This window comes from Gordonia paraffinivorans NBRC 108238 (assembly GCF_000344155.1).
In the GTDB taxonomy this organism is placed as follows: domain Bacteria; phylum Actinomycetota; class Actinomycetes; order Mycobacteriales; family Mycobacteriaceae; genus Gordonia; species Gordonia paraffinivorans.
On record NZ_BAOQ01000004.1, the window covers coordinates 1 to 18,828 of the forward strand.

Genomic DNA, 18,828 nt, shown 5'->3' on the forward strand with positions numbered 1-18,828 from the left:
GAAGGTCGGTGGGGCTCTTCTCGTATCGACGGACTCCGTCGGACCGGATCAGTGCATCACGATCGGGCCGCGCTCGAGGTCCTCCTCGACCAGCGGCGAGGCGATCTTCTTGCGCGGCAGGAAGAACGCCGGGATCAGGGTGCAGGCGATCAGCACGACCGAGATCAGGAAGGTGTTGGAGAACACGTCGGCGGCGGTGTCGAAGAACGACTCCGGCAGCGGGTCCGGGACGCCCGGGGGCAGCGGCTTGTCGGAGGTGTTGGCGAAGATCGCCAGGCCCGCCTCCGGCTTCGCGGCCAGGCTGCTGGCCAGGACCACCGAGATCACCGCGGTGCCGACCGAGGTCGCCGACTGCTGGATGACGTTCATCAGCGTCGAGCCGTCGGGCACCTGGGTGTTGGACAGGGTGGCCAGCGCCGCCGACATGATCGGCATCATCGTCATGCCCATGCCCAGACCCTGGACGAACAGCGAACCGCAGATCAGCCAGTACGAGGTGTTCGCGCCCAGCATGGTGAAGGTGGACATGCCGATGAGGATCAGCACGATGCCGCCCAGCACGAACTTGCCCGGGCCCATCTTGTCGGTGAGGCGGCCGGCGATCGGCATCGTCAGCATGGCGCCGAGGCCCTGCGGGGCGAGCAGCAGGCCGGCGGTCAGGGTCGACTCGCCGCGCACGCCGATGAAGTACTGCGGGAACAGCAGGGCCGCGCCGAAGAAGGCGACCATGAACAACACCATCGTGGTGACCGCGATCGACAGCGTCTTGTTCTTGAACAGGCGCAGGTCGAGAAGCGGCTTCTTGGCGCGCAGCGCGTGGGCGACGAACCCGATGATCAGCAGCAGGCCGATGATCGCGGGGATCAGCACGCCCTTCGCCATGAAGGTGCGGTGCTCGGCGCTGGTGGAGATGCCGTACAGGAACAGCGCGAGACCCGGGGACAGCAGCAGCAGGCCGATCCAGTCGATCGACGCCGGCGAGGGCTCGGCGTCGTCGCGCAGGACGATGGCGGCGTAGACGAACGCGACCACGCCGACCGGCACGTTGATCAGGAAGATCCAGTGCCAGCTCAGGTTCTCGATGAGCACGCCGCCCAGGATCGGGCCGGAGATGGGGCCGAGCAGCATGGGGATACCGAGGACGGCCATGACCGAGCCCACGCGCTCGGGGCCGGCCGCCTTGGTCAGCATCATCATGCCGATGGGCATGAGCAGGCCGCCGCCGAGACCCTGGATCACGCGGAACGCCACGAGCATCCCGATGCTGGTGGCGAGCGCGCACAGCGCTGAACCGAGGGTGAACAGCACCAGCGAGAACAGGTAGACCTTCTTGGTGCCGAAGCGCGAGGCGGCCCAGCTCGCGAGCGGGATGACCGCGGCGAGGGCCAGGGTGTAGCCGGTCGCGGTCCAGGCGGCGCCCGCGGCGTCGGTGCTGAACTCCTGCTGGAAGGTGTTCTGCGCGACGCCGACGACGGTGACGTCGAGGATCGACATGATCGCGCCGAGCACGACCACACCGGCGACCAGCAGGACGTTCTTGTCCAGCTTGGTGTCTGGCGGACCTTCGTGGAGGTGGCCTCCGGTGGAGGATGTCATGCGGTGTTCTTCCTATCGGTCTCTCGAGATCGCAGAGGTGGCGCGGTCCCGATCTACTTCATGCGGATGGACGTCGGTGTCCGAAGGTGTTCGTGGGCACCGGCCGCGGAGATTGGCCGTCGGCGCCCGATGCGGCCACGACACCTTGCGCCCGGGTTCGGGCTCGAGGAGGAAGTGATCGACGGAGTCGTAGACGATGGGCTGCAGGGCTGCGCAGAGGTTGTCGCGCATCTCCGCGGGCAGTCCGGCCACGAACCGTCGGACGGTGTCGTGTTGCAGCGCCAGGTGTGTCTCCAGGTAGCGAGTGCCGTCGTCGGTCAGCGAGACCCGTTTGATGCGACGGTCGTCCGGGTCCTCGCGCCGGTCGACGAATCCGGCGCACACCAGCTTGTCGACCGTGCGGCCGGCGGCGGCGAGCGACAGTTGCACCTGCTCGGCGATGGCGTTCACCGGCATCGGGCCCCCGTGGCTGCCGAGCGTGCAGAGCACCCGCAGCTGGGAGAAGGTGATGTCGGTGGCGGCAAGGTTCTCCATGGTCTCGGGACGGCCGAGGTCGAGGAGTCGGTCGAGGAACGCGACGAGTGCCGCGGATGCGGACTCGATCGACTGGTCGGCGCCGCTCGGGCGCTGGTTTTCCTCGGACACGACGAAAATACTAAGGCCGATGCAACTATTGCGAGAACGCAATATCCGGTGAGATCGCGCATACCCCGTGCGCCCGTGTGACGACGGTCTCAGGTCGCGTGTCCTGTTCGGGCGACTTGGCGTCTAGTGTCGTGACATGGGCAACATCAAGGACATCCCGGTCAAGGCTCTCGACGGTTCCGAGCTCTCGCTGAAGGACTTCTCCGGTCCGCTGCTGGTGGTCAATGTCGCCAGCAAGTGCGGCCTCACCCCGCAGTACGAGGGTCTCGAACAACTCGCGAAGACCTACGGGGAGAAGGGCCTGACCGTCGTCGGCGTGCCGTGCAACCAGTTCATGGGGCAGGAGCCCGGCACCCCGGAGGAGATCGCGACCTTCTGCTCGACCACCTACGGCGTGACCTTCCCCCTCCTGGAGAAGACCGACGTCAACGGCGACGCGCGGCATCCGCTGTACGCCGAGCTGACGCAGCATCCCGACGCCGACGGCGAGGCCGGCGACATCCAGTGGAACTTCGAGAAGTTCCTCGTCGACGCCGACGGCCGCGTCGTCAACCGGTTCCGCCCGCGCACCGAGCCCACCGACCCTGCGGTCGTCTCCGCGATCGAATCCCTGCTCTGACGCCGGACTTCGACCGCTGTGCGCCCGGTTCGGGGTACGCGGTGACGATTTGGGGCACCCGGTAAGCTGACCAGGCGAGAACTGATCATCCGATATTGAGGAGCGGTGCCATGGCGCGAGTGGTGGTCGACGTGATGCCCAAGGCCGAGATTCTCGATCCGCAGGGGCAGGCCATCGTCGGCGCGCTCGGCCGTCTCGGGTTCACCGGGATCGTCGACGTCCGTCAGGGCAAGCGCTTCGAGCTCGAGGTCGACGACTCGGTCGATGACGCAACCCTGGAGCGGATCGCCGAGGAGTTGCTGACCAACACCGTGATCGAGAACTACAACGTCTCCCGGGTCGCGGAGTAATCGGGCATGACCGCACGAATCGGTGTCATCACCTTCCCCGGAACCCTCGACGACGTCGACGCCGCGCGCGCGGTGCGCCTGGCCGGCGCCGAGCCCGTGTCCCTGTGGCACGGCGACGCAGACCTGAAGGGCGTCGACGCGGTCATCGTCCCGGGCGGCTTCTCCTACGGTGACTACCTCCGCGCAGGCGCCATCGCGCGCTTCGCGTCGGTCATGGGCTCGGTCGTCGACGCCGCGTTCAAGGGCATGCCGGTCCTGGGCATCTGCAACGGTTTCCAGGTGCTGTGCGAGGCCGGGCTGTTGCCGGGCGCGCTGACGCGCAACGAGGGCCTGCACTTCATCTGCCGCGACGAGTGGCTGCGCGTGGAGAACAACACCACGGCGTGGACGACCCGCTTCGAGCGCGGCGCCGAGATCCTCATCCCGCTGAAGTCGGGCGAGGGACGCTACGTGGCGTCGCAGGAGGTGCTCGAGGTCCTCGAGGGCGAGGGACGCATCGTCTTCACCTACCCGGAGCGCAACCCCAACGGCTCGGCCCTCGACATCGCCGGCATCTGCAGCGAGAACGGCAGGGTCGTCGGCCTGATGCCGCATCCCGAGCACGCCACGGAGGCCCTCACCGGTCCCAGCGACGACGGGCTCGGCCTCTTCTACTCGGTGATCGACTCGGTCCTCGCCTCGGTGTGACCCTCCGATGACCGGTCCGAAGATCCCGACCAGCGCCACCGCGTCCGGGCTCGGCGCCTTCGTCGACGCGTCGCCGTCGCCGTTCCACGTGTGCGCGACGGTCGCCCGCGAGCTCGAGAGCGCCGGGTACACGAGACTGTTCGAGGACGAGGCGTGGCCGGCCGCGGTGAGCACGCCGTCGTCGAAGTTCTACGTCATCCGCGGCGGATCGATCATCGCCTGGGAGTCGGGTGACGGACCGGCGTTCCGCATCGTCGGCGGACACACCGACAGCCCGAATCTCCGCGTGAAGCAGCACCCCGACCGGATCTCGGCGGGGGTGGCGATGGTGGCGCTCGAACCGTATGGCGGCGCGTGGCTGAACTCCTGGCTCGACCGCGACCTGGGGCTGTCCGGGCGCCTGGCCTACCGGTCGGGGGACGGCGTGGCGCGCACGCTCGTCCACGTCACCGAGCCGGTTCTGCGGGTGCCGCAGCTGGCGATCCACCTGTCCGAGGACCGCAAGGGCGTCTCGCCCGATCCGCAACGGCACGTCAACGGGATATGGGGGCTCAACGACTCCGCGCCCGGAGTCCTCGCCTGGGTCGCCGAATATGCCGGCATCGATCCCGATTCGCTCCTCGGCTGGGAGCTGATGACCCACGACGTCGCGCCGTCCGCGGTGATCGGCGCCGACGAGAACCTGCTGTCGGCACCGCGCCTGGACAATCAGGGCACCTGCTACGCCGGGTTACGGGCGCTTCTCGACGGGGCGTCGTCGGCGCACACCCGCGTTCTCGCGCTCTTCGACCACGAAGAGGTCGGCAGCGGCTCCGAGCGCGGCGCCGCATCGGACTTCCTGGCGTCGGTCTGCGAACGGATCGTGTTGACGCGCGGCGGTTCTCGCGCCGACTACCTCCAGGCGATGGCGGCGAGCGTGTGCCTGTCCGGCGACATGGCGCACGCGACGCACCCGAACCACCCCGAGCGGCACGAGCCCGGCCACCACATCTCGATCGGCGGCGGGCCGGTGCTCAAGGTGAACCAGAACCTGCGGTATGCGTCAGATGCCGTGGGGGAGGCCATCTTCGCGCTCGCATGTGACACCGCGGGGGTTCCGATGCAGCGCTACGTCCATCGCGCGGATCTGCCCTGCGGATCGACGATCGGTCCGATCACCGCCACCCGCACCGGGCTCACGACCATCGACGTCGGTGCTCCGCAGCTCGCGATGCATTCCGCACGCGAACTCATGGGCGCTGCCGATGTGCCGATGTATTCCGCTGCGCTGCAGGCGTTCCTGTCGCAGGAGTAGTCGGGGACCCGACGCCGGATCGGTGTCCGCTCAGTAGCTGCGGGCGAACCCGAGGACGTTGTTCACGTACTCCATCGAGTTGTTGTACCGCAGGATCGCGGTGACCAGCGACGAGGGATCGCGCAGGTCCAGGTCTTCGTCGCACAGGTAGTTCGCGGTGGTCAGCGCGGCGTCGAAGATGTTCTGCGGGTCGGACTTGCCGTCGCCGTTGCCGTCCTTGGCGTATGCCTTCCACGTCGACGGCAGGAACTGCATCGGACCGACCGCGCGGTCGTAGGTCGCGTCGCCGTCGAGCTCGCCGCCGTCGGTGTCGCCGATGACCTCGTTGCCGCCGAGCGATCCGTCGAGGAGCGGGCCGAAGATCGCGCTGCGCAGCACGCCGTCGGGGTTCACGTTGCCCCGGTCGGCATGGTGGGACTCGACCTTGCCGATGCCGGCGATGACCTTCCAGTCGATGCCGCAGCGAGACTTGGTCTCGGCGATCTTGATGGCCGCGTTCTGGTAGGCGTCGAAGTTCGTCTCGGGGACCTCGCCGGAGGTCACGCTGGCCGGGCGGATGACCGGAGCGGGGGCCGGCGCCGGCTCGGGAGCGACCGGATGTGCGTTGGCCGCGGGCGTCAGCGCCGGGGGCGCCGCGGTGGCGTCGACTGCGCCCTCGTCGAAGTGGGCGGTCTGCGGCGCCGCGCTCGGCTGGGAGAGCTCTGCGCCTGCGGTCGCCGCGCCCGCCAAGACTCCCACCGGGAGCAGGGCCGTGGCCCACAGCTTGGTGCGTGTGTTCTTCCGTGGCTTGGAGCGTTTACCCAAAACTAAATCGACCTCGCGTGTACTGCTTGTGGTTCGTGCTTCTGGAACCGGGCCGACCGTACACGCGGTCGTGAGCAAAGCGTTACTTTTCTGTGACCATCGCTGGGCTGGACAAATGTAGCAACGTCTGTCCTAGCAGGTAGCCCTGCCGACCGGGCACGGGTGTGAGTCCCGCCACAGTGTGGGTCAGTTCGGGCGCAAAACGGACAGCGTGTCACCCTCGCCGAGAACGAGATATCCGTCCACGACATCGACCCTGCCCGACCCCATGGGCTGCTCCCAGGCGACGGTGTTGTCGGGGCGCAATGCGGTGAGCTGGCCCTGGTTGAGCAGGATCATGGTGTCGCCCGTGGACCCCACGCACGCAGGGTTGGCGAGGGTCGGCGTGGTCGGGCCCGGCGGGGGACCGCTGCCGATGTGCCGCCCGTCGGACAGGGCATAGGTCGTCCGCGAGCCGTCGAGCAGGCCGAAGTTGACCAGCGCGCCACAGGCGATGACGCCCGACTTGGACAGCTCGCGGTCGGCGATCCGCCAGACCGCCGAGCGCCGGGCCGGGTCGCGGATCTCGTACTGCCCGCCGTCGGCGAAGATCCGGTTGGACGCGGTCAGCACCGGCAGGATCGACGGGCCGGACTCGACCTGGAGGCCGGGCGCCTCGGCGACCGGCTCGGGGTTCACCCGCCCGTTGACGATCGCATGGGTGTCCACCTTCTCCTCGCCGTACTGCTGGTGCTCGACGGTGATGCCCGTGGGGTAGAGGTCGATGGTGCACTGGTCGCAGGCGAGGCGGTTGTCGCCGGTGGCCGGGTTGATCACGTACTGACTGGCGTCGGCGGTCTTGACGATCACGATGTCGCCGGCGACCTCGAGATCGACAACCGGCGCCGCGAAGGTGCGGCCCCAGATGGTCCGGCCCGCGGGCGTGTTGAGCGAGAGCTGGTGTCCGAACTTGTTGACGCGCAGGAAATTGGTGCCCAGTCCCACGACCTTGCGGGTGTCGAGGTAGCGGGCTGTGCGGGTCGGGGTGCCCGTCTCGTCGATGAGGTAGAAGCCGTCGGGGAGCGGGCTGCCGAGTTCGACGGCGCAGCCGACCTGTCCGGCCGCGTTGAACGCGCAATCGCCCTGACCGGCGTTGATCGGGGTGTCCCAGAGGATACGGCCGTTGCGGCGCTCGATCAGCGTGAAGGAGCGGCCGAGGCCGGACGGGTAGGAGATCAGCCACTTGTCCCCGGCGGCGTCGGCGACCTCGATGGGGACGCCGTCGCGGTGGTCGGGCAGATCCCGGTGGCCGACGATCGTCCAGGCCGGTTCCGGTTGCCGCTCGTAGTCGCGCAGCTCGCCGTATGCGTAATCGGTGTCATCGACCCTCGGATCGCCTCCGAACAGCACCACACCGGCGGTCGCGAGCATGGATGCGCAGCAGATGAGTACGACCGTCCCGATGCCGAACGGCAGACGCGCGGAGAGGGCCCGGGCGCGGGAGCGTGAGGACATGGCTAAGAGTGAACCATGACGAATCCGGCCCCTCACGGCCGGAGGCCGGTGCACAGTGGCCTCATGGACGTCCTGCGTGATGGGCTGGTGATGCTCACCGTCGTGACCACGGGTTGCGGTGCTGGTCGTGGGATTGCTGGTGACCTGAGGACGGCGGCTCCTCAGAACAGCTGCCCCAGGTAGAACTCCGCGCCCTGGTCGTCGGCGCACCGCGCGGACACCCCGTACGGGGCGGTGCGCGGCTCGTCGAGCACGGTGCCGCCGGCGGCGCGCACACGCCCGACGGCTGCCTCGACGTCGTCGGTGACCCACATGGGCACCGCCACGGACCGGTCTGCGCCGCCGGCGATCCCGACCTGGGGCCGCACGTCGTCGACCTCCCAGCCGTCCTCGATGCGTCCGGCGTGCAAGGTCCAGTCGAGCACCGACCCGTAGAAGTCGCGGAGACGTGCGCTGTCGGGTGTGTACACGGTCAGGTACGTCATCGCACCCCGGGTGCGCGGGTGCTGCTCGGGGCGGGTGTCACCGGGTTCGATCTGATAGACGGCGAATCGCACTCCCTGATCGTCGACGGCGTCGACGACGCGGCGACCGTCCTGACTCGATCCGAACTCGCCGTGGCCGCCGGCCGCGACGATCCGCGCATGGGCGGCCTCGAGATCGTGAACGGCGTACGCGCAGAACACGGTCGGCGGACCGTCGGTCTCGTGGATGCCGAGCCGGTGCCCCGCGTTGGTGACCCGGCGGCCGTCGGCGTCGAATTCCCAGCCGAGCACCGTCGCGTAGAACCTGCGGGCACGCGCGGCGTCCGGCGTGCTCAGCGCCATGTAGCCGATGTCGCCCTGATGGATGGCGTCGACGACCTTGTTCCCGGACGGACCGGTCAGCATCCAGCGATGGCCGAACGGGTCGACGACGACGCCGGTGCGGGTTCCGTGCGCCTCGTACGGCTCGCGGGTGACCGCGGCTCCGGCGCGGGCGGCGGCTGCGACGACGGCGTCGGTGTCGGCCACGGGGAGCATCAGGCTCACCGAGACCTTGCCGGGTTCGGGGGCCCGCAGGCCCAGGTCCGGGAACTCGGCGGCGAGGTAGATGACCCCGCCGCCCATCTCGAGCTCGGCGTGGCCGATGCGGCCGTCGTCCATGACGAGCGGTTCGCCGCGCAACACGGCGCCGAGGGTGGAGGTGTACCAGTCGATCGCCCGCCGTGGATCGGCGACCACGAGGTAGGGGAGTGCGCCGGGTCGTTCGACGGACGGGCTCGTGGTGGTGGTGTCGCTCTCGACGACCGTCTCGTCGGATCGCGGTGCGGTGTCGGTGGCCGTGCCGGACATGATGACTCCTTGCGGTAGTGTCGCCCCGCGTTCGAGACGGTCACGCAGGGCGGCGGCGAACGCCGCGTCGGGCATCACCGGCTCGTCGAAGCCGGGGGCGTCGGCCGCGCGCAGGACGTGCAGCGGGTCCCGGGCGTCGCTGGAGCGCGTGCCGTTCCGGGTACTCATGCGTGACCTCCTCTCGCGCTTCGCTGGGGGTGGGTCTGTGGATAGGCCGCGCGGAAGGCTCGCTTCGCGCGGGTGAGCAGCGCCTCGGTGGCGCCGACCGTCCGGCCGAGGATCTCGGCGCAGTCGCCGACGGGGAGATCGTCGACGTAGCGCAGGGTCAGGACCGCACGGTGAACCGGCGACAGTTGTCCGAGGACGTGGTGGGCGACCATGCGGTCGACCTCGGCATCCCATGGATCGTCCGGGGGCTCCGGGAGTTCCTCCATGGGCTCCGGTGTCCGTTGGGCGCGTCGCCAGTGGTCGGCGAGTTTGTGTCTCGCGATCCCGATCAGCCAGGGTGTCGTCGGTTCGGTGTCCCGGTGCTTCCGGACGGAGTCCATCGCGGCCAGGAAGGTCTCCGACGTGACGTCCTCGGCGACCCGCCGGTCGGCGCATCGGTGGATGACGTAGCCGTACACGGCGGGCAGCGCCTCGTCGTACACCGCCAGCAGTCCCTCGGGTCCTGCCGGCGGAGAAACCGGATGGTCGCCGCTCACATCTCTACTGTCGTGGCCCGGAGCCGGAATCCGACGCCTCTCCGGTGACTTTCTTCTCTTCCGGTGTCCGCGCCTCCACGGTGAACGCCGCGATCTCGTCGGCGACCGCCCGTGGCTGGTCGAGGGAGACGAAGGTCCGGGCACCCGGGACCTCGACGAACGGCACCGCCTCGCCGCCGAAGAGCAGGGCGAACCGACGGCCGTGGGTGAGCGTGAAGCACCGGTCGTCGCGACCCCACACGAAGCGGACGGGCAGGTCGACCTGCGACATCCGCTGGGTGACGGCGAAGAGCTCCGACGGTCGGATGCCTTTCAGGAACGCGCGGAAGTCGTCGCGGATGCGCGCGTCGGACCGGAGGGGTTCGAAGACCGAGGCGGTGAGGTCCGGATCGGGATCGTTCAGCAACAGCCCGACACCGAGCGGTGAGTGCCGCAGGCGCCGCCAGCGCATGGCCTCGGCGAGCGGCCTCAGCAGTGCACGCCGTTTCATCAGCGCGAAGTACAGCCCGAACGGTTGCGGCGGGAAGAGGTCGAAGGCGTCACAGTTGGTGAACACCAGCCGCCCGACGAAGCCCGGGTCCTCGTCGAGGGCGAACTGGGTGATCGCCCCGCCGGTGTCGTTGGCCACCAGGGTCGCCGACGAGAGGCCGAGGTGTCCGGCGAATTCCCGCAACAGTCTGCTCACTCCACGGGGTGAGCGATCCGCGCCCGATCCCAACGGGATTCGGTGGGCACCGAGTGGCAGGAGCGGGATCACCGACCGGATCCCGCGATCTGCGAGCAGGTCGGCGACAGGCTCCCAGAGCCGGTGGTCGACGACCGCGCCGTGCACGAACAACACGGGCGGGTACCGGGACCCCTCCGGGCCGTATGTGGCGTACTCGAGCGTGCCGGAGGGAAGTCCGACGGTGTGCAGTGCAGTCGGCGTGGTTCCCATCGCGAATCCGCTCCTAGGTGGTCGCCACCAGTTCCGCGCACCGTTCGCCGACGAGCATCACGGTGATGTTCGGGTTGACGGTGGTGTGCTCCGGGAACACCGAGGCGTCGGCGACCCGGAGACCCGCGACGCCCTTGACGCGCAACTCGGGGTCGAGGGGCGACATGTCGTCGTCCGGCGGTCCCATCCGCACCGTGCCGACCGGGTGGTAGACGGTGTTGTGGGTGCGCCGGATGTAGTCGGCGAGTTCCTCGTCGGTGGTCGCCCCCGGACCCGGATACAGTTCGCGCGCAACCCAATCGGCCAGCGGTGCGGCGGCGGCGATCTCGCGCGCCTTGCGCAGGCCCGCGATCATGATGCGCATGTCGTAGCCCTCGGAGTCGGTGAAATACCTCGGGTCGACGCGGGGCTTGTCGCGGAAGTCGCACGAGCGGAGCCGCACCGTGCCGCGGGAGCGGGCGTGGGTGACGTTCGGCGTGAGGCAGAAGGTGTTATCGCTGGTCGGGTATCCCTGCCGGAGCGTGTGCATGTCGAACGGCACGCTGCCGTAGTGCATCATCAGGTCCGGCCGGTCGAGGTGGTCGTCGACGGTGGTGAAGATGCCCGCCTCCCACCACTGGGTCGACTCCCGCACCATCGGCCTCTTGGTCTCGAAGCCGATCACGCCCTCGGGATGGTCCTGGAGGTGCTCGCCGACGCCGGGGGAGTCGACGAGGACGTCGATGCCGTGCTCGACGAGGTGGTCGGCCGGGCCGATCCCGGAGAGCATCAGCAGCTTCGGGGTGTCGATCGCGCCCGCGGACACGATCACCTCGCGCCGTGCCTCGATCCGCGTCGTCCGGCCGAAGGCGTTGTCGGTGATGTCGACGCCGACCGCGCGTAGGTCGCCGTCGACCTCCTCCACCGCGATCTTCTTGGCCCACGACCCGGTCCGGACCGTGAGGTTGGGCCGGTCGAGGTTCGGGTGCAGGTAGCTCACCGACGACGACGCGCGCACGCCGTCCGGCCGGCGGTTGATCTGGAAGAAGTTGGCGCCGTTGACCACCGTCGTGCCGCTGTTGAACTCGGCGCGCGGGATGCCCACGGCCTCGCAGGCGTCGAGCACGGCCACGCCGCAGGGGTCGCGGGGCGGGATCGTCATGATGTGGACCGGGCCGTTGCGGCCGTGGTGGTCGCCCGGGGCGTCGTTGGTCTCGATCTTCGTGAAGAGCCGGTACACCTCCTCCGAACCCCAGCCCGCGCAGCCGAAATCGCGTTCCCAGGAATCGAGGTCCTCGCGCGGCGCCCAGAAGGCGATGCAGCTGTTGTGGGAACTGCAGCCGCCCAGCACCTTGGCGCGCGCGTGCCGCATGAAGCTGTTGCCGTTCTCCTGCGGTTCGACGGGATAGTCCCAGTCGTAACCGGATTCGAGGAGCTCCATCCACCGGTCGAGACGCAGGATGGCCTCGTCGCCGACATCCGACGGGCCGGCCTCGAGCAGGCAGACCGTCACCGACGGGTTCTCCGACAGCCGCGCCGCCACCGCCGCGCCCGCCGAACCGCCGCCGACGACCACGTAGTCGTAGGTCTCGGTCACCGCTACCCCTTCCGGTTCTCGAACCAGCCGGTCACACCCGGCCGGAGGTTCTCGTAGACATGCTTGGCCTCGCGGTACTCCGCGAGGCCGGACGGGCCGAGCTCGCGGCCGAAGCCGGACTGTCCGAAGCCACCCCATTCCGCCTGGGGGAGATAGGGCCCGAAGTCGTTGACCCACACCGTGCCCGCGCGAATCCTGCCCGCGATCCGGCGCGCGCGGGCCGCGTCGGACGACCACACCGCCCCGGCGAGCCCGTAGACGGTGTCGTTGGCCAGGCGCACGGCCTCGTCCTCGGTCGTGAACGTCTCCACGGTGACGGTCGGTCCGAACGCCTCGTCGTGCACGCACGCCATCGAGCGGTCGGCGCGGTCGATGACCGTCGGCAGGTAGAACCACCCGTCGTCGAGCTTCCCGGAGCCCTGGTCGCCGGTGGCGAACGCGCCGCCGCAACGGATCTCGGCGCCGTCGGCGCGCGCCTGCTCGACGTAGGCGTGCACCTTGTCGCGGTGGGCCTGCGAGATGAGCGGGCCGGTTTCGGTGCCGTCGGCGAATGGCAGCCCGAGCCGGATCTGCTCGGCGCGGCGGACCAGTTCGTCGACGAACCGGTCGTGCAGGGACTCCTCGACGATGAGCCGCGCGCCGGCGGAGCAGACCTGCCCGGAGTGCAGGAACGCGGCGTTGAGCGCGTTGTCGACCGCGGCGTCGAAGAACTCGTCGGTGACGCCCACGTCGGCGAACACGACGTTGGGGTTCTTGCCGCCGAGTTCGAGCGCGACCTTCTTCACCGTCGCGGCCGCCTCGCGGGCGATGACGCGGCCGGTGACGAGGCCGCCGGTGAACGACACGAGGTCGACGTCGGGATGCGAGGACAGCGGGGCGCCGGCGTCCGCGCCGGGTCCGAGGACGAGATTGGCCACGCCCGCCGGCAGGCCGAGTTCGTGGAGCACCTCGAAGAGCAGGATCGAGGTGTGCGGCGTCAGTTCTGCAGGCTTGAGGACGAAGGTGTTGCCGGCCGCCAGCGCCGGGGCGACCTTCCACGCCGCCTGCAGCAGCGGATAGTTCCACGGGGTGATGAGTCCGCAGACGCCGACCGGCTCGTAGACGATCCGCGAGTCCACGTCGGCGGAACCGGCGTCGACGACCCGTCCCGCGTCCTGGGCGGCGAGCTTGCCGAAGTATCGGAAGCAGTTGGCGATGTCGGTCATGTCGATGTCCGACTCGTACGGCCGTTTGCCGGTGTCGAGGGTCTCGGCGTTGACGAACTGGTCGCGGCGGGCGTCGATGCGGTCGGCGATCCGGAGGAGCAGATCGCCGCGCTCGGCGGCGGGTGTCGAGCTCCACTTGCCGTCGTCGAACGCCCGGCGTGCGGCGGCGATCGCCGCCTCGGTGTCGGCGGCGGACGCCTCGGCGACCACACCCACCACGGAGTTGTCGGCGGGACAACGGATCTCGCGTGTCTCGCGGGAGGCGGCCGGGCGCCACTGGCCGTCGATGTAGAGGGTGTCACTCATGGAGCAGGCGCCCCTTCCGGGTCGGTGTCGGCGGTCTCGGTGGAGGAGGCGGCGGATGATCCGGTGCCCGCGTCGTCCGCCGGGACCGGGTCGGGCGAGTGGTCGTGCGTGTCCGCCGCGGCGTCACGGAGGTGCAGGTATCCGAGATGACGTTCGTACTGGTCGAGGATGTCGCCGATGATCTGCTCGCGCGTGTACCCCGACAGCGAATAACCCTGCGATCCCTCGGTGAGGTACACCTCGCAGCGGAAGTAGCGGTCGTCGGAGCGCTGGGAGCGGACCGCGAAGGAGGGCGTGGGCGCCGACACGGGCCACACGCAGTACTCGAACCGCGGGGCATCGGCCAGTTCGACGATGAGTCTCGGCGACGGGAGTCCCTCGTTCTGCTCGCTCTCGTCGACCGACGCGGGTATCCCCTCGCCGCTGAACTGCTCGGCCACCTCGTGCATCGCGGGGATCACCGTCGCCGTCAGGAACCTGCGGGTGGCCACGCGTCCGGGGAAGCGCAGGGTTCCGATGAGGCGTTGTCGCCAGCTGCTCTGCTCGGTGGGTCCGCGCCCCACCGCGATGACCTTGGGCAGGGTCGTGCGGAAGCTGTCGAGTTTCATCGACTCGGTACGCACCGCCTTCAGCAGCGAGTACCCGATCATGCCGAGCACGAACGAGAACGGCAGGCCCATGATCACGGTGGCGGCCTGCAGGGTCAGGATCGATCCGTCCCCGCCGCCGGCGAAGAGCATCGACAGGGTCAGCAGGCCGATGGCGACCGACCAGAAGATGCGCACCGGCCGGGAGCAGTCGGTCATCGGTCCGTCGAGCCTGCTGGTGAAGTTGCCCATCACCAGCGAGCCCGAGTCGGCGCTCGTCACGTAGAACAGCAGGCCCGTGATGGTCGCGACGCCGATGAGCAGCGTCGCGCCCGGGTACTGGTCGAGAAGCGAGTAGAAGCCGGCCTCGGGTGCCGACGCGGTGGTCTCGGCGAAGTCCTTGTCGCCCCGGGCCACCGCGAGGGCGCTGTTGCCGAAGATCGAGATCCACAACAGGATGAAGCTGAACGGCACCACGAGCACGCCGAAGACGAACTGTCGCAGCGTCCGCCCGCGGGAGATGCGGGCGAGGAACAGGCCGACGAACGGCGCCCACGCCACCCACCAGGCCCAGAAGAACAGGGTCCAGCCGTCGACGAAGGCGCGCGCGTCGTTGCCGGGGGACGGATCGACCTGATCCCACGCGAACGTGTTCAGGGTGCGGTCGGCGAACGTGGCCACGTAGTCGCCGGCGTTCTGGACCAGACCGTTGAGCAGGAAGTCGGCGTCTCGGGCCACCGTGATGTAGATCAGCAGGAAGATCGCGAGGATGACGTTGATCTCCGACAGCCGACGGATGCCCTTGTCGACGCCCGAGATCGCCGACGCGGTCGCGATCACGACCGACAGCACGATGAGGCCGATCTGGGCCGCCTTGCCCTGGGAGATGCCGAAGATCTCGCTCAGGCCGAAGTTGAGCTGCACCACGCCGATGCCGAGCGAGGTCGCGATGCCGAAGATCGTGCCGAGCACCGCGGCGACGTCGATGGCATCGCCCCACCGGCCCTCGATGCGCTTGCCGAAGATCGGGTAGAGCGCGGCGCGGATCGTGAGCGGGAGGTTGTGGCGGAAGGCGAAGTAGGCCAGCGCGCCGCCCATGAGCGCATACATCGCCCACCCGGTGACGCCGTAGTGGAAGACGGTCCACGTGACGGCCTCCCGGGCGGCGGAGTTGGTCTCCGGGTCGCCCGTGGGCGGCATCAGGAAGTGGGTGACCGGCTCGGCGACGGAGAAGAACATGAGGTCGATGCCGATGCCGGCGGCGAAGAGCATCGACGTCCAGGTGAAGAGGCTGTACTCCGGCCTCGACTCCTCCGGGCCCAGCCGGTAGCGCCCGTACTTGGACAGGCCGAGGAACACGACGAGGCCCACGATCGCGGTCGCGAGGATGAAGTACCACCAGCCGAACCAGCGGGTGATGAAGTCGCGGACCTCGCCGATGACGTTCTCGGCGGTGCCGGGCGCCGCGAGCGCCCAGATCGCGAACGCGAGCACGATGACGGCCGACGCGGTGAACACCGCGACGTTGACCGACCCGGTCCGGCGCTGCGGGGGACCGGTGTCGGGGTGGTGTGGAGTGGAGCGGTCAAGTGGACTCGCGTCGTCACTCATGGATTCCGACGGTAGCGGGGCATTTCGGGCCACGCGGGCGTTTTGCCCCACTTCGCACCGAGTCAAACGGATGGTGACGCAGACAACGCGTCGGTGGCCGCATCCGGCGTCTGGCGAACGGTTCGCCGCGTCCGGCCTTTCCGCCCGGCCCGTTCGCTCTCGGCGTATTGATCCGGGAACACCGCCCCGGCCTGCGCAGTTGTACTGTGCACATCCCCGCCGCAGCGGCGGATTCGTGCATCCGGAGCAGGGTTTACCTGCAGGTGCACGCACGGCGACCTCTAGAGTGGAGACAGGCTGGTCGTCGCCTACCCGCACCGGGTGTCCGAGCCGGACACGACAGGTGTTCTCGCGGCGGCCGGGGCGCTAGCAATGTGAGGGAGAACAATGTTCGAACGGTTCACCGACCGCGCGCGACGGGTTGTGGTTCTGGCCCAAGAAGAAGCGCGGATGCTCAACCACAATTACATCGGAACCGAGCACATCCTCCTCGGCCTCATCCACGAGGGCGAGGGTGTGGCCGCCAAGGCTCTCGAGTCGCTCGGGATCTCCCTGGAAGGTGTCCGCAGTCAGGTCGAGGAGATCATCGGCCAGGGCCAGCAGGCGCCCTCGGGGCACATCCCGTTCACCCCGCGCGCCAAGAAGGTGCTGGAGCTCTCGCTGCGCGAGGCCCTGCAGCTCGGCCACAACTACATCGGCACCGAGCACATCCTGCTCGGCCTCATCCGCGAGGGTGAGGGTGTCGCCGCGCAGGTTCTCGTCAAGCTGGGCGCCGATCTCAACCGTGTCCGCCAGCAGGTCATCCAGCTGCTGAGCGGCTACCAGGGCAAGGAGCCGCAGGAAGCGGGCACCGGCGGTCGCAGCAGCGAGTCCGGCACCCCGTCGACCTCGCTGGTCCTCGACCAGTTCGGTCGCAACCTCACCGCCGCCGCCGCCGAGGGCAAGCTCGACCCGGTCATCGGGCGCGAGAAGGAGATCGAGCGGGTCATGCAGGTGCTGAGCCGCCGCACCAAGAACAACCCCGTTCTGATCGGCGAGCCCGGCGTCGGCAAGACCGCCGTCGTCGAGGGCCTCGCGCAGGCCATCGTCAACGGCAAGGTGCCCGAGACCCTCAAGGACAAGCAGCTCTACACCCTCGACCTCGGTTCGCTGGTCGCGGGTAGCCGCTACCGCGGTGACTTCGAGGAACGCCTGAAGAAGGTGCTCAAGGAGATCAACACCCGCGGCGACATCATCCTGTTCATCGACGAGCTGCACACGCTGGTCGGTGCGGGTGCCGCCGAGGGCGCGATCGACGCCGCGAGCATCCTGAAGCCGAAGCTGGCGCGCGGCGAGCTGCAGACCATCGGTGCGACGACCCTCGACGAGTACCGCAAGTACATCGAGAAGGACGCCGCGCTCGAGCGCCGCTTCCAGCCGGTCCAGGTCGGCGAGCCGTCGGTCGAGCACACCATCGAGATCCTCAAGGGTCTGCGCGACCGCTACGAGTCGCACCACCGCGTCTCGATCACCGACGGCGCGCTGGTGGCCGCCGCGACGCTGGCCGATCGCTACATCAACGACCGGTTCCTGCCGGACAAGGCGATCGACCTCATCGACGAGGCGGGCGCGCGCATGCGCATCCGCCGGATGACCGCTCCGCCGGACCTGCGCGAGTTCGACGAGCGCATCGCCGAGGCGCGCAAGGAGAAGGAGTCCGCGATCGACGCGCAGGACTTCGAGAAGGCCGCTGCGCTCCGCGACAAGGAGAAGCAGCTGGTCGCCGAGCGCGCCGAGCGCGAGAAGCAGTGGCGCAACGGTGACATGGACGTCGTGGCCGAGGTCGACGACGAGCAGATCGCCGAGGTCCTGGGCAACTGGACCGGCATCCCGGTGTTCAAGCTCACCGAGGAGGAGACCACCCGTCTGCTCCGCATGGAGGAGGAGCTGCACAAGCGGATCATCGGCCAGGAGGACGCGGTCAAGGCCGTCTCGAAGGCGATCCGCCGCACCCGTGCCGGCCTGAAGGACCCGAAGCGTCCGTCGGGCTCGTTCATCTTCGCCGGCCCGTCCGGCGTCGGTAAGACCGAGCTGTCCAAGGCGCTGGCGAACTTCCTGTTCGGCGAGGACGACGCGCTCATCCAGATCGACATGGGCGAGTTCCACGACCGGTTCACCGCGTCGCGCCTGTTCGGCGCGCCTCCCGGCTACGTCGGCTACGAAGAGGGCGGCCAGCTCACCGAGAAGGTGCGCCGCAAGCCGTTCTCGGTGGTGCTGTTCGACGAGATCGAGAAGGCGCACTCGGAGATCTACAACACGCTGCTGCAGGTCCTCGAGGACGGCCGTCTCACCGACGGTCAGGGTCGCACGGTCGACTTCAAGAACACCGTGCTGATCTTCACCTCGAACCTCGGTACGGGCGACATCTCCAAGGCCGTGGGCATGGGCTTCTCGTCCAAGGACGACACCAAGTCCGGCTACGAGCGGATGAAGCAGAAGGTCAACGACGAGCTGAAGAAGCACTTCCGCCCCGAGTTCCTCAACCGCATCGACGACGTCATCGTCTTCCACCAGCTGACGCAGGACGAGATCATCCAGATGGTCGACCTGATGATCGGCCGGGTCGAGACCCAGTTGAAGAACAAGGACATGGCCATCGAGCTCACCGACAAGGCGAAGAGCCTGCTCGCCAAGCGCGGGTTCGATCCGGTGCTCGGCGCCCGTCCGCTGCGTCGCACGATCCAGCGCGAGATCGAGGACCAGCTGTCGGAGAAGATCCTCTTCGGCGAGCTGACCCCGGGCCAGATCGTTCTGGTCGACGTCGAGGGCTGGGACGGCGAAGGCGACGGCGAGGACGCCAAGTTCACCTTCACCGGGTCGGAGAAGCCGCGTGAGGTTCCCGACGCCCCGGTCGAGCTGTCCAAGGCCGGCGACGGCAGCGCGGACGCGAGCTGACCGGAGTCCGTCTGACACATGAGCGGCGGCGTCACCCGAGAGGGTGGCGCCGCCGCTGTCGTGTCGGCGCACGGGAGGCTCCGGTTCGTCTAGAGCGACGGAACGCTCGCTCGGGAAAACCGGCTCCTGCGCGAAACCTGCGTGA

Annotated in this window: 14 protein-coding genes and 1 pseudogene; 5 read left to right on the forward strand and 10 right to left on the reverse strand. The window is 68.8% G+C overall.

Annotated elements, in window-relative coordinates:
* Positions 1 to 48: 48 nt before the first annotated feature.
* Both GP2_RS02660 and GP2_RS02665 read right to left on the reverse strand, forming a co-directional pair.
* Entirely contained in the window at positions 49 to 1,596 is a 1,548-nt protein-coding gene (locus tag GP2_RS02660; protein ID WP_006898918.1) for a DHA2 family efflux MFS transporter permease subunit, read from the reverse strand.
* Positions 1,597 to 1,767: 171 nt separating this feature from the next.
* Positions 1,768 to 2,199 (reverse strand): annotated as a pseudogene (locus tag GP2_RS02665) (MarR family transcriptional regulator); the annotation flags it as partial.
* A 178-nt stretch (positions 2,200 to 2,377) separates the two neighbouring features.
* On the opposite strand from GP2_RS02665, the gene GP2_RS02670 reads away from it, so the two are divergent.
* The 4 genes from GP2_RS02670 (at position 2,378) to GP2_RS02685 (ending at position 5,191) form a co-directional block, all read left to right on the forward strand.
* Positions 2,378 to 2,860, forward strand: a complete 483-nt coding sequence (locus GP2_RS02670) for a glutathione peroxidase (protein WP_006898920.1) — start codon at positions 2,378 to 2,380, stop codon at positions 2,858 to 2,860.
* A gap of 110 nt (positions 2,861 to 2,970) precedes the next feature.
* Positions 2,971 to 3,210, forward strand: coding sequence for a phosphoribosylformylglycinamidine synthase subunit PurS (gene purS, locus GP2_RS02675; RefSeq protein WP_006898921.1), 240 nt, complete (start codon positions 2,971 to 2,973; stop codon positions 3,208 to 3,210).
* A gap of 6 nt (positions 3,211 to 3,216) precedes the next feature.
* Positions 3,217 to 3,897: a phosphoribosylformylglycinamidine synthase subunit PurQ gene (gene purQ, locus GP2_RS02680; RefSeq protein WP_006898922.1), complete on the forward strand. Its 681-nt coding sequence runs from the start codon at positions 3,217 to 3,219 to the stop codon at positions 3,895 to 3,897.
* 7 nt (positions 3,898 to 3,904) lie between these two features.
* The gene (locus tag GP2_RS02685) at positions 3,905 to 5,191 is read left to right on the forward strand and encodes a M18 family aminopeptidase (protein WP_006898923.1); all 1,287 of its coding nucleotides are present in this window, start codon (positions 3,905 to 3,907) and stop codon (positions 5,189 to 5,191) included.
* A 30-nt stretch (positions 5,192 to 5,221) separates the two neighbouring features.
* On the opposite strand, the gene GP2_RS02690 is transcribed toward GP2_RS02685, so the two are convergent.
* The 8 genes from GP2_RS02690 to betT all read right to left on the reverse strand — a co-directional run bounded on the left by GP2_RS02690 (position 5,222) and on the right by betT (position 15,749).
* A complete protein-coding gene (locus GP2_RS02690; protein WP_006898924.1) occupies positions 5,222 to 5,995 on the reverse strand; it encodes a lytic transglycosylase domain-containing protein in 774 nt (257 codons plus the stop codon).
* A gap of 186 nt (positions 5,996 to 6,181) precedes the next feature.
* The gene (locus tag GP2_RS02695) at positions 6,182 to 7,489 is read right to left on the reverse strand and encodes a hypothetical protein (RefSeq protein WP_006898925.1); all 1,308 of its coding nucleotides are present in this window, start codon (positions 7,487 to 7,489) and stop codon (positions 6,182 to 6,184) included.
* 161 nt (positions 7,490 to 7,650) lie between these two features.
* A complete protein-coding gene (locus tag GP2_RS02700) occupies positions 7,651 to 8,991 on the reverse strand; it encodes a VOC family protein (RefSeq protein WP_006898926.1) in 1,341 nt (446 codons plus the stop codon).
* The gene (locus GP2_RS02705) at positions 8,988 to 9,527 is read right to left on the reverse strand and encodes an RNA polymerase sigma factor (protein ID WP_006898927.1); all 540 of its coding nucleotides are present in this window, start codon (positions 9,525 to 9,527) and stop codon (positions 8,988 to 8,990) included. Before GP2_RS02705 ends, GP2_RS02700 begins: the two co-directional genes overlap by 4 nt.
* A 4-nt stretch (positions 9,528 to 9,531) precedes the next feature.
* Positions 9,532 to 10,464: an alpha/beta fold hydrolase gene (locus tag GP2_RS02710; RefSeq protein WP_006898928.1), complete on the reverse strand. Its 933-nt coding sequence runs from the start codon at positions 10,462 to 10,464 to the stop codon at positions 9,532 to 9,534.
* A 13-nt stretch (positions 10,465 to 10,477) separates the two neighbouring features.
* Positions 10,478 to 12,040: a GMC family oxidoreductase gene (locus GP2_RS02715; RefSeq protein ID WP_006898929.1), complete on the reverse strand. Its 1,563-nt coding sequence runs from the start codon at positions 12,038 to 12,040 to the stop codon at positions 10,478 to 10,480.
* 2 nt (positions 12,041 to 12,042) lie between these two features.
* A complete protein-coding gene (locus GP2_RS02720) occupies positions 12,043 to 13,551 on the reverse strand; it encodes an aldehyde dehydrogenase family protein (RefSeq protein WP_006898930.1) in 1,509 nt (502 codons plus the stop codon).
* Positions 13,548 to 15,749 (reverse strand): choline BCCT transporter BetT, encoded by a 2,202-nt coding sequence (betT, locus tag GP2_RS02725; protein WP_006898931.1) that lies wholly within the window; start codon positions 15,747 to 15,749, stop codon positions 13,548 to 13,550. The genes GP2_RS02720 and betT overlap by 4 nt, the downstream gene beginning before the upstream one ends.
* Before the next feature lie 387 nt (positions 15,750 to 16,136).
* Between betT and GP2_RS02730 the strand changes: the two genes are divergently transcribed.
* Positions 16,137 to 18,683, forward strand: a complete 2,547-nt coding sequence (locus GP2_RS02730) for an ATP-dependent Clp protease ATP-binding subunit (RefSeq protein ID WP_040526284.1) — start codon at positions 16,137 to 16,139, stop codon at positions 18,681 to 18,683.
* The last annotated feature ends 145 nt before the right edge of the window (positions 18,684 to 18,828 follow it).

Coding starts and splice junctions, on each gene's coding strand:
- GP2_RS02660 (WP_006898918.1), bottom strand. CDS start 1,596: ATGACATCCTCCACCGGAGGCCACCTCCACGAAGGTCCGCCAGACACC.
- GP2_RS02670 (WP_006898920.1), top strand. CDS start 2,378: ATGGGCAACATCAAGGACATCCCGGTCAAGGCTCTCGACGGTTCCGAG.
- purS (WP_006898921.1), top strand. CDS start 2,971: ATGGCGCGAGTGGTGGTCGACGTGATGCCCAAGGCCGAGATTCTCGAT.
- purQ (WP_006898922.1), top strand. CDS start 3,217: ATGACCGCACGAATCGGTGTCATCACCTTCCCCGGAACCCTCGACGAC.
- GP2_RS02685 (WP_006898923.1), top strand. CDS start 3,905: ATGACCGGTCCGAAGATCCCGACCAGCGCCACCGCGTCCGGGCTCGGC.
- GP2_RS02695 (WP_006898925.1), bottom strand. CDS start 7,489: ATGTCCTCACGCTCCCGCGCCCGGGCCCTCTCCGCGCGTCTGCCGTTC.
- GP2_RS02700 (WP_006898926.1), bottom strand. CDS start 8,991: ATGAGTACCCGGAACGGCACGCGCTCCAGCGACGCCCGGGACCCGCTG.
- GP2_RS02710 (WP_006898928.1), bottom strand. CDS start 10,464: ATGGGAACCACGCCGACTGCACTGCACACCGTCGGACTTCCCTCCGGC.
- GP2_RS02720 (WP_006898930.1), bottom strand. CDS start 13,551: ATGAGTGACACCCTCTACATCGACGGCCAGTGGCGCCCGGCCGCCTCC.
- betT (WP_006898931.1), bottom strand. CDS start 15,749: ATGAGTGACGACGCGAGTCCACTTGACCGCTCCACTCCACACCACCCC.
- GP2_RS02730 (WP_040526284.1), top strand. CDS start 16,137: ATGTTCGAACGGTTCACCGACCGCGCGCGACGGGTTGTGGTTCTGGCC.